Source organism: Desulfobacter sp. (assembly GCF_050177295.1).
Window position 1 is genome coordinate 1 of sequence record NZ_JBFXHE010000099.1, and the last position, 11,884, is coordinate 11,884.

Annotated in this window: 14 protein-coding genes; 4 read left to right on the top strand and 10 right to left on the bottom strand. The window is 48.0% G+C overall.

Annotation, left to right across the window (positions count from 1 at the left end):
- Positions 1–346: 346 nt before the first annotated feature.
- From AB7U36_RS09345 to dusB, 3 genes are read left to right on the top strand one after another with little or no spacing between them, the layout of a single operon-like run.
- The gene (locus AB7U36_RS09345; protein WP_428159512.1) at positions 347–733 is read left to right on the top strand and encodes a hypothetical protein; all 387 of its coding nucleotides are present in this window, start codon (positions 347–349) and stop codon (positions 731–733) included.
- 1 nt (position 734) lies between these two features.
- Positions 735–1,661, top strand: a complete 927-nt coding sequence (locus tag AB7U36_RS09350) for a DUF1848 domain-containing protein (protein ID WP_428159513.1) — start codon at positions 735–737, stop codon at positions 1,659–1,661.
- Positions 1,658–2,626 (top strand): tRNA dihydrouridine synthase DusB, encoded by a 969-nt coding sequence (gene dusB, locus AB7U36_RS09355; RefSeq protein ID WP_428159514.1) that lies wholly within the window; start codon positions 1,658–1,660, stop codon positions 2,624–2,626. The genes AB7U36_RS09350 and dusB overlap by 4 nt, the downstream gene beginning before the upstream one ends.
- Here dusB and queF read toward each other — a convergent pair.
- Positions 2,616–3,017, bottom strand: coding sequence for a preQ(1) synthase (gene queF, locus AB7U36_RS09360; RefSeq protein ID WP_428159515.1), 402 nt, complete (start codon positions 3,015–3,017; stop codon positions 2,616–2,618). The genes dusB and queF overlap by 11 nt on opposite strands.
- A 387-nt stretch (positions 3,018–3,404) precedes the next feature.
- Here queF and AB7U36_RS09365 point away from each other — a divergent pair, with 387 nt between their 5' ends.
- Positions 3,405–4,187, top strand: coding sequence for a hypothetical protein (locus AB7U36_RS09365; RefSeq protein ID WP_428159516.1), 783 nt, complete (start codon positions 3,405–3,407; stop codon positions 4,185–4,187).
- 111 nt (positions 4,188–4,298) lie between these two features.
- Here AB7U36_RS09365 and AB7U36_RS09370 read toward each other — a convergent pair whose 3' ends face one another.
- From AB7U36_RS09370 to AB7U36_RS09410, 9 genes are all read right to left on the bottom strand, one after another.
- Complete coding sequence (locus tag AB7U36_RS09370) at positions 4,299–4,604, bottom strand: HNH endonuclease (protein ID WP_428159517.1); 306 nt, start codon at positions 4,602–4,604, stop codon at positions 4,299–4,301.
- A gap of 20 nt (positions 4,605–4,624) precedes the next feature.
- Positions 4,625–5,509: a GTPase Era gene (gene era, locus AB7U36_RS09375; protein WP_428159518.1), complete on the bottom strand. Its 885-nt coding sequence runs from the start codon at positions 5,507–5,509 to the stop codon at positions 4,625–4,627.
- Between the two features lie 2 nt (positions 5,510–5,511).
- Complete coding sequence (yihA, locus tag AB7U36_RS09380) at positions 5,512–6,141, bottom strand: ribosome biogenesis GTP-binding protein YihA/YsxC (protein WP_428159519.1); 630 nt, start codon at positions 6,139–6,141, stop codon at positions 5,512–5,514.
- On the bottom strand, positions 6,138–7,295 hold the full coding sequence (locus AB7U36_RS09385; protein WP_428159520.1) for a pyridoxal phosphate-dependent aminotransferase: 1,158 nt from the start codon (positions 7,293–7,295) through the stop codon (positions 6,138–6,140). Before AB7U36_RS09385 ends, yihA begins: the two co-directional genes overlap by 4 nt.
- Positions 7,296–7,298: 3 nt before the next feature.
- A complete protein-coding gene (gene hisG, locus AB7U36_RS09390) occupies positions 7,299–8,174 on the bottom strand; it encodes an ATP phosphoribosyltransferase (RefSeq protein WP_428159521.1) in 876 nt (291 codons plus the stop codon).
- Positions 8,174–8,548 carry a phosphoribosyl-AMP cyclohydrolase gene (gene hisI / locus AB7U36_RS09395; RefSeq protein ID WP_428159522.1) on the bottom strand — a complete coding sequence of 125 codons (375 nt, stop codon included), beginning with the start codon at positions 8,546–8,548 and terminating at the stop codon, positions 8,174–8,176. Before hisI ends, hisG begins: the two co-directional genes overlap by 1 nt.
- Positions 8,549–8,722: 174 nt before the next feature.
- Complete coding sequence (locus AB7U36_RS09400; RefSeq protein WP_428159523.1) at positions 8,723–9,772, bottom strand: ABC transporter ATP-binding protein; 1,050 nt, start codon at positions 9,770–9,772, stop codon at positions 8,723–8,725.
- 12 nt (positions 9,773–9,784) lie between these two features.
- The gene (locus tag AB7U36_RS09405) at positions 9,785–10,504 is read right to left on the bottom strand and encodes a GTP-binding protein (protein WP_428159524.1); all 720 of its coding nucleotides are present in this window, start codon (positions 10,502–10,504) and stop codon (positions 9,785–9,787) included.
- A 6-nt stretch (positions 10,505–10,510) separates the two neighbouring features.
- Complete coding sequence (locus AB7U36_RS09410; protein ID WP_428159525.1) at positions 10,511–11,719, bottom strand: ABC transporter substrate-binding protein; 1,209 nt, start codon at positions 11,717–11,719, stop codon at positions 10,511–10,513.
- Positions 11,720–11,884: the final 165 nt, after the last annotated feature.

Below are 11,884 nucleotides of genomic sequence, written 5' to 3' on the forward strand. Positions count from 1 at the left end.
TTCTTCAAAACCTCCAAGATAAAACTCAAAAAACGACTTTGATACCAAAATTTCTCAAATCTTCCAAGGATTCTTTTCAAAAATAAAAACTATCCGTTTCTATTACTTTTTTAATGCGTTTGCCCTGGGTTTTTTATTTTTTTGACGGTGAATCAGGGGCGCTTGATTATTAACGACTATGGGCGATTATCATTTATTATACTGATACCAATGCGCCAATCCTGACAAATCACAACTTTTGATAATTTAACGTCTGTGATATGTTACAGGACAAACACAGGGTTTATTGTTCAAGTTCAAGGCGGATGAAAATTTTAACATATCAACATCTGATGATGGAGACAGCGTGGCAGAAATAAATGATATTGTCGTGATTTACCTAGAAGACGCACCGGTCAGTTTTGCCAGGATTGAAGATATTGTGCCGGACCATAAAAAAAACTGGTACCAGATCCGACTGCTGATGCTGCAGATACCGCTGCAGGTCGTCACCTGGATTTTAAAGGCAGACTACATCAATGGAGAGGTCTTTTCCATGAACGGCAAACGCATGCGGCTGGAAAAGGTGGAATCCCCGGTCATACCCTTTGAACATGGCGGATTGCCTGCAACATCACCTGAAAACGGCAAAAAACTTGAATCCCTTGAATCGGACGATCCTTCCCGAAAAAATCAGGGCAAGATTATCTCCTTTTCCAAACTGAAAAACCATAAAAACGGGCAGGAACCATAGATTGAACGGTCCTGCCGGCATCCTTTCCGCCTCCAGGCGTACAGATATACCAGGCTGGTACACGCCCTGGTTTCTGGACAGAATTGAAAAAGGATATTTTTTTATAACCAATCCATTTAACAGACAGTCCCGCAGAGTGAATGCAACGCATCAGGATATTCATACCATTGTTTTCTGGTCAAAAAACTATGGACCGTTCCTGGACTTAAGCGCCCACAAAATTTTAGCCCGAAAAGGATTTCACCTGTTTTTCAATTTTACCATCAATACACCCTTAAAAGCTCTTGAACCCGGCCTGCCAGACCTTTCAGAGCGCCTGGCCCAGGCCCGGATCATTGCCCGGGACTTAAGTCCGGCACAGGTTGCCTGGCGTTTTGACCCCATCTGTTTTTATGAGAAGGACGGCCGGATGTTTAACAACCTTGACGCTTTTGAATATATTGCAGGACAATTGTCACAGATGGGCATCAAGCAATGTATTACCAGCTTTTATGATCCTTACAAAAAAGTAGACTTGAGAATCAAACGTATGGCAAATCAGGGCAGCCCCATGCTTGAATTCATAGATCCGGGCATGGGCCCCAAGATAAAAATTATCCGCAGTATGGCTCAGTTTCTCAAAGCCCTTGGCATGGATCTTTTTTTATGCTGTGAAAAAGAACTGATGGACGCAGCCGGATTACAAACATATGCATCTCCTAACGCCTGCATCAACGGGCATCGTTATAAAACCTTATTTGGGGGAAATCCGGAAACCCGCAGCGATTATGGACAACGGCGTAAAAAGGGCTGTCAATGCACAAAATCTTTTGATATTGGCTCCTATGAAGATCACCCTTGTTTTCACAACTGCCTTTTCTGCTATGCCAGGACGGGCCTTGACATCACAAATCCGGCCATGGGCTTTTCCCCCCACAACAGAATATGAAAATAAAAGACTTAAAAATTAACGGCATCACCTTTCTGGCCCCCCTGGCCGGGATTACCAATCTGCCCTTCAGGCAGCTGATAAAGGATTGCGGGTGCGCCGTGGTATGCTCGGAGATGATCAGTGCCAAGGGCATATTCTACAATGCTGAGAAGACCATAACCCTGCTTAAGTCACAAGAAAGCGAGCGGCCATTATCTGTACAGATTTTCGGTTCAGATCCGCTGTCCATGGGACAGGCGGCAGCGTTTATCACTGATCTTGGCACAGCGGATATCATTGACATCAATTTTGGGTGCAGTGTTAAAAAAGTGATCAAACAAGGGGCCGGAGTTGCCCTAATGAAGGATCCGGCCCTTGCCCGAAAAATTATAAAAGCTGTCAGGGACGCCACCTCCCTTCCCTTTACCATAAAAATACGCAGCGGGTGGGATGCTTCCGGGGATCAGGCTGTGATTCTGGCAAAAATCGCCCAAGACCAGGGCGTAAACGCCATTGCCTTTCACCCGAGGACAGCTGTTCAGGGGTTCAGGGGAAAGGCGGACTGGCAGTTGATTGCACGACTTAAACAAGCCATCCGTATTCCCGTGATCGGAAACGGGGATATCATTACCCCCCAGGACGCAGGAAAAATGCTTTCCCGGACCGGCTGCGATGCCGTCATGGTGGGAAGAGCAGCCATGGCCAACCCGTTCATCCTTTCACAGATCGAACAATATGTGGCCCATGGCACATTCACCCGTCCTGAGCCCTGGGCCATCTTCAGAACAATGGCGTCACTGACCCAGGGGTATGTATCCTATTTCGGGGAAATTACGGCATGCAGGATGCTGCGGGGAAGGCTTGCATGGTTTATCCGGGGATTGCCCGGTTCCGCGGCATTCCGCCGCGAATTATCCACCCTTGCAAGCAGCGCCCATGTCCTTGAGATGCTCCGGGATTTCGAGGCGGCCCTCAAGGCTTGATATATTCGGCAGATCCCACGGACGAAATCCCGCCGCGCGGGGTGAATTCGCCTGTTACCTTCATGTAAAGGGGATTTATTACCGAGACCATATCGTCCAGAATCTTATTCACCACATGTTCATAAAATATCCCGACGTTCCTGTATTGCATCAGATAATATTTAAGTGATTTCAACTCCACCAGATGGGCGTCCGGCCGGTACTCAATAATGATGGTCCCGTTATCCGGCAAACCTGTCATGGGGCAGACTGAAGTATATTCGGGCTGGGTGATCTTAATATCAATGCTGCGTTTGGATTTATATGCATACTCAATAGGCTCCAGCAGATCCGGCCTAATAATATCTGCCGTATCCACTGTAAAAGGGGTGTTGTAGTGCTTGTTTTCCATCTATAATCTTTACTTTACAATTATTTACATTTTTTACCCGAAAATTATCTTTTAACGGGTTGCTAATTTTTCTGAAATTATGGTAACATACGAAATTAAAGTATTCAATATGCTTTGAAACAGAGTGTTGGCGACATGATTGCCTTTGATAAACATTCGATAGACAATATTCGGCTGTTCAAGATTGGGAAATCATTTAAAATTTTCTTGACAAGCAGCCTGAAAAATTAGATAAAGACGTTTGCATTCTGTCCAAAGAAATAAAAATATTATTAACTCCTTATTATTGCTCGCATTAATTGACTAAGGGACACCAAAGTCAATCCCGGAGCCGATAAAAGTTTATATATGCGGCATAAGGAGAATCAAGGAGAAAGAGGTTATTATATGAACGATTTTTTACAAAGCCTTCGTAACGGCCAGGCCGAAAAACCAAGGACCCCGAAAACAAGAAAAAATTTTGACAACTCGTACTATTCAAACACTTCCAGGTTCAATTCATATGGAAGTTCCGGCTATCCCAATAACAGACCTTCGCAGATGAAACGCCCCATGCCTTCAGGAATTCCCCAGACACCCGGCAACCAGATTTCTGAGGAGCCCAATATAGTTCTTTTAGCGGATATTCTGGATAATGTCTGCACCCAGATTGATATTCTGATTAAAAACCAGGAATATATGATCACGGTTCAAGAAAGAAGTGCGGACCTGCTCCAGCGCCAGGCTGATGCCATTGAGATCATCCTGGACCGCTTAAATCTTGCCCAGGACCAGAATCAGATGGATATCGCCCCGGCGTTTGAGCACCATTACGTATCGTCCCAGGCCCCGGATGAAGAAATTGACGGCACTGTGGAAGATCTGCTCAAAGCGGAAATGGCCGAGGAAGAACGCCGGAAAGCAGCAGCCCAAAACACCTATCAAGACACCAATATTGTAAAAAAACGCAGAAAAATTGTTGCATCATCCTCCCCGGCAGAAGCATCATCCGGGGAAACCAGGGAACTGCTGCCCAGAGAGGAGATCATGGATATCATCAACTCCATGCGGGAACAAGGCGCCACCTATGATCAGGTTGCCAATCATCTCATCGCCCTTGGACAGCCGACCTTTTCCGGCCGTGGAGAATGGCATGCCCAGACGATTCACAGACTGTGCAGCAACAAGTAGCACCTGACACGTCTAAGGGCAACTGCCCTATAAACTAAATATAAAACCGGTCGGATTTATTCCGGCCGGTTCTTTTGTGCTTGAACGGCTGAATAGACTGTATTGAGCCGTTCAAGTATTATTTTTATCACCCCGCAGACGTATCATATATTCATCCCACTCCGCCGGCAGCATTCGTTGTTTTTGAGTATTACACGCCTTGCAGCACGGCACCAGGTTAAATTTTTCCGAGCGTCCTCCCCGGGAAAGGGGAATCACATGATCCATAGTCAGCTCTTTGGGTGAAAAATTTTTCCCGCAATAGTGACAAATCCCGGATGATCGTTTTCGCTTCCACCATTGGCTGGCCCGAAGCTGCCTGGCTTTGGCCCGCTCCTTTTTCAGTTCAGCATCGTCGGGAAAAGAAAAAAATTCCATACCTGTTATATCGTCAGCATTTAATATCCAAATTCACTGAGGTGACGTTTATTGGACACCCAGTCCCGGGTCACCTTGACAAACAGCTTAAGCAGAACCTTGCTGCCCAGCATTTGTTCAATATCTTTCCGGGCGTCTGCCCCGATACGCTTGAGCATACTTCCGTTTTTCCCGATGACAATGCCTTTCTGGGAATCACGCACCAGATGAATGCTTGCATGGATGACGATCAGCTTTTTTTCCACCTCAAAGGCATCCACAGTAACAGCGGATGAATAGGGAACCTCCATACCGGTGAGCCTGAACACCTTTTCCCGGATAATTTCGCTGACCATATATTTCTCGGAAATGTCGGTGAGGGTCTCCTCGGGATAGAGGGGAGGGCCTTGGGGCAGGCGGGATTCCACTTCATCAAGAAGCAGATCCATCTGGACATTTTTCCTGGCAGAGACAGGTACAATGGTTTCAAACGCGTACATATGCCTGAACATTTCCACCTGCTCATACACAGCAGCTTTTTTGGCCAGATCGATTTTGTTCAGCGCCAGGATCACAGGTTTACGCACAGCTTCAAACCGCGCTACGATCATCTTTTCCGACACATGGTTCCGGGAGACCGCATCCACCATAAAAAGGATCAGATCCACATCGTCCATAGCCTGAACCGCCTGGTCCACGATTCGCTGGTTAAGCAGGGTTGTGCTTTTATGAATTCCCGGCGTATCCAGGAATACGATCTGGGAATGGGGACGGTTCACAATGCCAAGAATCCGGTCCCGGGTAGTCTGGGGTTTTGGGGATGTAATTGAAATTTTCTGACCCAGAACCTGATTAAGCAGGGTGGATTTCCCGGCATTGGGCGCACCAATAATACCCACAAACCCCGAGCGAAAGATTTCGGACATATCTATTCCTCCTCCTGATACCAGTCAATGAGGTTGTGGATTTCATCCCATATGGCCTGGCGGCCTTGGCGGGTTTTAGCTGAAAAAAGAATGATCCCGTTCCTGTCCCGGTTAAAGGCTGTACAAGCCGCATCCAGCTGCTTTATCTGTTTGGTTTTGGACAATTTATCCGCTTTGGTCAACACCAGAAGACAGGGCATCTGCTTTGTTTCAAGCCAGCGGACCATGTCAAGTTCCTCTTTGCCGGGGTCCCTGCGGATATCCATCAGCAGAATCAGCCCCAGCAGATTTTTACGCATCCCCAGATAGGTTTCGACCATGGGCTGCCATTGTGCCCTGATTTTTTTGGACACCTTGGCATACCCGTATCCGGGCAGATCCACCAGGGACAGCGTTCCCCGGGGTACATCTCCCTGGGGCACATCGCCATTGACCAGAAAGAAATTAATCATCTGGGTGCATCCGGGCCGGGAACTTGTTTTAACCATATCCCTGCGGCTGATCAAGGTGTTGATCAAAGAAGATTTTCCCACATTGGATCTGCCCGCAAACGCGATTTCGGAAAAATCGTATTCCGGATAATGGGCGGGCTTTATCGCACTTTTTACAAACTCAACGGCACGGATTTTCATGCATACCTTTTCAAATACCCTTCCAGGCGGTCCATTCCGATTTTAAGATTATCCAGGGAATTGGCATAGGAGAACCGCAGATACCCTTCACCATTGGCGCCAAAATCAATGCCCGGGGTAACACCGATGTGTGCCTTTTCCAGGATATCAAATGCCAGGGCATAGGAGTCCGTGGAAATATGTTTAAAATTCACAAAAATATAAAACGCACCGGTGGGTTCCACCATAATTGAAAGCCCCATCTCTTTAAGGCGCCTGATCATGAATTTCCTGCGTTCATTATATGTATCACGCATGGCTTGGACTTCTCCATCAGCACCGGTTAATGCAGCAGCCCCGGCCAACTGGGTAATGGAATTGGCACAGATAAAGAAATTTTGCTGCAGCACCTGAAGGGCCCGGACAAATTTTTGGGGCGCAATCAGGTAACCTAAACGAAGCCCTGTCATGGCAAACAGTTTGGAAAAACCGTTGAGTACAAATGCCTGGTCCGTAAACTCCATGATAGAGTGATCTTTTCCTTCATAGGTCAGGCCATGGTAAATTTCATCAGAAACAATATACAGGCCATGTTCCCGGGCCACTTCAACAATCTGCCTTATCCGGGCCTCGGGGATCACGGTGCCCGTGGGATTGGACGGGGAATTAATAAAAATAGCCTTGGTTTTAGGTGTAATTTTTTCCCTGACAGCTTCAGGGGTAAAGACAAAGCCGTCCTGCTCATGCACCTTGACAAAAACAGGCTCCCCCTGGACATACCGGATAAAATTGGCATAGCAGGCATAGTGGGGATCTGAAACGATAACCTCGTCACCGGGATCCAGCAGTGCGCTGAACACCAGAAGCATGGCAGGAGATGTTCCGTTGGTTACAAGGATCTGGCCGGGTGCCACTATTGTGCCGTAGATGCGTTTGTGATAATCACTGATGGCCCGGCGCAGACGAAGGTCTCCTAAACTGTGGGTATAACAGGTTTCGTTCTGGGCCAGCGCCTCAAGACAGACCCGGTTGACGCATTCAGGCACATTAAAATCCGGCTCGCCGATCTCCATGTGAATTACGTCAATCCCCCGGGCTTCCATTTTATGGATTTTTTCCATCACGTCCATGACAATAAACGGTTTTATCTGTTCACATCTTTTGGCCACACTCATTTTTCAGATCACCTTGTTCAATGCGCATTCAATGATACCTTCGGCCCCTGTTTTCAGCAGCCTGGGAACAAGATCTCTGACCAAACTGTTTTCAACCACGGTCTCCACGGAAAACCAGTCTGACTTGTAAAGGGAAGCCACTGTAGGGGCGTTCAGACTTGGCAGAATGTCAACCACGGCAGGCAACTTGGATTCAGGCACATTCATTTTAAGCATCACAAGCTTTTCCGCCACAAGGGCAGCCTGGAGCAGCATGGCAATCTGCTCGATTTTTTCCCGCTTCACCGGATCCTGCCAGGCTGTTTTATTGGCAATAAGCTGGGTGTTGGTTTTCATGATCTCGTGAATGACCTTTAAATTATGCGCCCGGATCGTGCTTTCGGTTTCCGTGATCTCCACAATGGCATCTGCCAGGCCGGAAACGATTTTGGCTTCTGTGGCCCCCCAGGAGAACTTCACATTCACATGAATGTTACGGGACTCAAAAAAGCGTTTGGTGAATTTTACAAGTTCAGTGGAAATGGTTTTGCCTTCCAGGTCCTCAAGGGTTTTCATGCCGGAATCTCCGGCCACGGCCACCACCCACCGGGCCGGACGGGCAGAAACCTTTGAATAGACAAGATCCGCCACCACATGGACATCAGACTCATGTTCCGCGATCCAGTCAAGACCTGTCAGGCCGGCATCAATAACGCCGGATTCCACATTGATGGACATTTCCTGGGCCCGGCACAGGGCGCATTCAATGGTGTCGTCATCAATATCCGGGAAATAGCTTCTGCCTTCCACGTTTATTTTCCATCCCGAACGTCTGAACAGGTTGACGGTTGCATTCTGCAGGCTTCCTTTGGGAATACCCAGCTTTAACTTCTTATCCATTATTTGTATACCTTTTCCGGGTCAAAGACCCGCTGTTCAACTATTTTGAATTCACCGTTTTCAACAACTTTGTGAAAACAGCTCTTATAGCCTTTGTGACAGGCTGCACCGCCAACCTGGGTCACCTTGAGAAGCACGGTGTCATTGTCACAGTCCACCCGAATCTCCCTGATGTTTTGAACGTGTCCCGAGGTTTCTCCCTTTTTCCATAATTTTTTTCTGGACCGGCTGTAATATACGGCATTGCCGCAGGCAAGTGTCTCTTCAAATGCTGCTTTGTTCATGTATGCCAGCATCAGCACCTCACCTGTATCCGCATCCTGGGCAATGGCGGGGATCAGCCCGCCGGTTTTGTCAAAATCAATTTCCGGCATGACTCTTTTGTCTTCCTTATAATTTCGATAATTCGATAAAAGTGAAGGCGGCAAAAGCCGCTTGAAGCCGGTTTATTAAGGCGCTCAATCATTTAGAGGCACCTTAAGCTTTTACAAATTGTATCCGGCAAACCATATCAAAACCTAAATATTTAATGGTTTGGGCGTAAAATGTCAATTCGTGTTGAAAAAATTGTGGTCAAAAACAAGGTGCTCCCCCTTTCGAACCCTTTCCCGCAAAAGGCCCAGTTTTCTGTCCAGACCAGCCAGACAGGCAGCACTTTCTTTCTCCGCCTCCAGGGTTTTGACCACATCGGCAATACCGCCGTTTTTTATCACAATACGCCGGTCACTGGACAGGGCAATCAATGGATCATGGGTGGCAATCAGGACAATTTTTTCCTTGTTGAGCAGCAGGGACACCGCTTTAACACGGTCTATACCCGCATTTTCAATCTCATCAATCAACACCACCGGAGACGCACTCAGATATGCCACATCAGCGATCATCAGTGCCCGGGACTGGCCCCCGGAAAGGGAGGTAATGGCCGTGTCCAGGGAAAAGGGCTCACCTGCAAGCATTACAGCGGACTGGTAGATCTGCTTGATTTTTCCGGGAATATTGTCAATCAGGCGGCTTTCGGCATGCATCTGCAAAAACGCCGCTACGGTCAGGTCCATGACAAAATTCATGTTCTGGGAAAGCTGGGCCACCAGCCTGAACTCACCGGAAAAACGCGACTGGGCATCCGGCGTTTTGCCGTCCGGCAGCACGTTCCGCCCCGAGGGGGTATCCCCCTGGGCCAGACACTCAATATCGGAGAGAAGCTGACTTTTGCCGGAACCGGTGGGCCCCACCACGCTGACCACCTCACCGGGGAAAAGGGTGATGCCCATGGCTTCCGGGCAACCGTCTTTATCGAATCCGGCCCCAATGACCAGGTGATCCATACCGCCATGAATTTTGTACCGGCATTGTTCCATTTTTTCAATAAATGCCAGAACCTGGACAGACAAAGCTTGATGGTCGAGGCTGAATTGTGACAAATAGTCCGGGGACAGGCTTTCAATAAGCATGGCCAGCGTCTTTTGCCCCGGAAAAGGATCAATCCCAAGGGCGCTGAAAAAATCCGTCAGATACGGATATTTTTCCAGCAGCGTATCAAGCCCGAGATTCAAAAGGCCTGTGTCCACACCACTTTTTTTGTTCACTTTCCCGGTCACGTAAAATCCCCGTCACGTAAAATCCATGGTTTTGACATTGCCGATTTGACTGTCAGGACCGATCCTGGTTTCACCCAGACAATAGGAACACAAGGCGGCCGGCATGGTAAAACGAAGGCGCATGCCGTTTAATGAACCAATGGCAGGCGCTGTTTTAAAATGGCCAGCAGACAGCAAGGAGCCCTGGCCTGTCAACCCGTTGACTGGCAGTACCGAGGCCTTTGCATTGGCCTGGCGGACACGGAAGGTAAAGACTTCCCGTTCGGCCTGGGACACAATATCTCCCTTGGTCAGTACCACAAGATCGGCATTTTTCAACATGGGGCCGATTTTCCTGGGTGTATGCACACCGCTTAAATGATCAATGACACATACGGCAAAAACCCCTTTAATATGGGGAGAACACCGGTTACAAAGCCCTGCACTTTCACTGATCAGCAGGTGAAAACCCTGGCTGATACCCCATTGCACGCCAGTCTCAATATTGGCAATAAAAAAATGATCCGGACACAGCCCCCCGGCCAGCCCTTTTTTCACAGGCAGGCCCGCACGCTCATATCTTTTATGATCGTCTCCGGTAAGGCAGTCAAACTTGATAATACCAATGCGAAGCCCTTGTTCCAAAAGCACGGCTGCCGTATGCAGGATTAAAGAGGTTTTTCCGCTGGAAGGGGGCCCTGCCACCGTCACCAGCCTGATGGAAGGACCTGTGGTTTGCAATACCTGGTTCATGGAAAATCAAGGCGCCAGGGGCATGAAAATTTTATCAATCGCAACATTTAAGGCAGGCAGATCGTTCTGCCTTAAAAAATCCCACCCCAGCCATTTTAGCGGTTTTGCCTGGACATCTGCGGTCACCGCTGCATGGGGCACGGGAAATCCTGCACCGGCAAGGATTTGTGCAAGCTCACTGCCCACAAGATAATCAAGAACCGGCTTGAGTTCCTCTTTTTTTTCGGGTTTAACCTGGAGAATGACCGGGCTTGCAAGGGCCCCGTCATCCGGCCATATCACCTTAATCCGATCCTGGTGCAGGATGCGATCCGCAAAAAAAGCCGGCATGACATAAAGTGCGCCCGGGCCGTTATTGTCAATCCGGTTAACCATCTGTGCCGGATGAAGCCCTTCAAGCACATTGCCTGCCAAGGCTTTTAACCCCGGGTTGCCAAATGCCTTGAACGTGGGCAGCAGAACTGCATGGCAATAAAACCCGTCCCCCCCCCTGATGATCAGACTTTTTTCCCAAACAGGCCCAAGGAGATCTTCCCAGGTGTGCGGCAGGTCTCTATTTTCCAGCTTATCAAGGTTGGCAACCACCACTAAAGGATTTACACACAAAATGGTATATTCGTTTTTGGGATCTGAAATTTGAGCATCTGAAAAATTCGGGCCTGCAGGCAGTGCGCCATACCCTGTGAAATGTCCCGGGACCACAAAATGGGTATAAAACCGATGGCCTAAAAAAACATTAAAATCAGCAGACACAATAATATCGGGCAGTTCATCCCTGAATTCAATGGTGTCCACATAGGAATAATATGACAGTTCCTGGTTTACATTTCCTTCAACCGCCGATTGAATGCAAAGCCCTTCTTTGGCTTGAAGTTCGTTTAAAAATTGAGTAAATGCCCGGCTAAACGGCATTTTCAAGCCACAGGGCATAAGACCCAAAAAGCTCAAGTTTTTCTGGGCCTCCATCGAGGCCAGCCCGGGGATGTCAATGACAGGGTTCCGGGCGATGGTGCTCTCAAGCATCTCAATGAATGCCTCAATGTTAATAAATCGGTTTTTCAAGGCTGTGCCCAGGGTTAAAAAAGGGGCCAGCACCCGCATGGCATCGTCACTGACCAGGGCGCCTAGACCATTTGCCGCAAAAACCGACCGGGTCTGGGGGAAACGCTGGATGATTTCATATATTTTCAAGTTGGCATGAATATCGGTTGGCATTATTTTCTGCGGCTCCTTTACTATGCTTCTAATTTTAGGCTCGAGAGTCGTAAGTTTTTTCAAAAAAAGACGTGACATTTAAAATAGAGGGAGCATTTTAGACCTTTTAAGGTGTTTTGAACGACCAAATTCAAACAAAAAAGGACCCAAAATGCTCAAGTATAT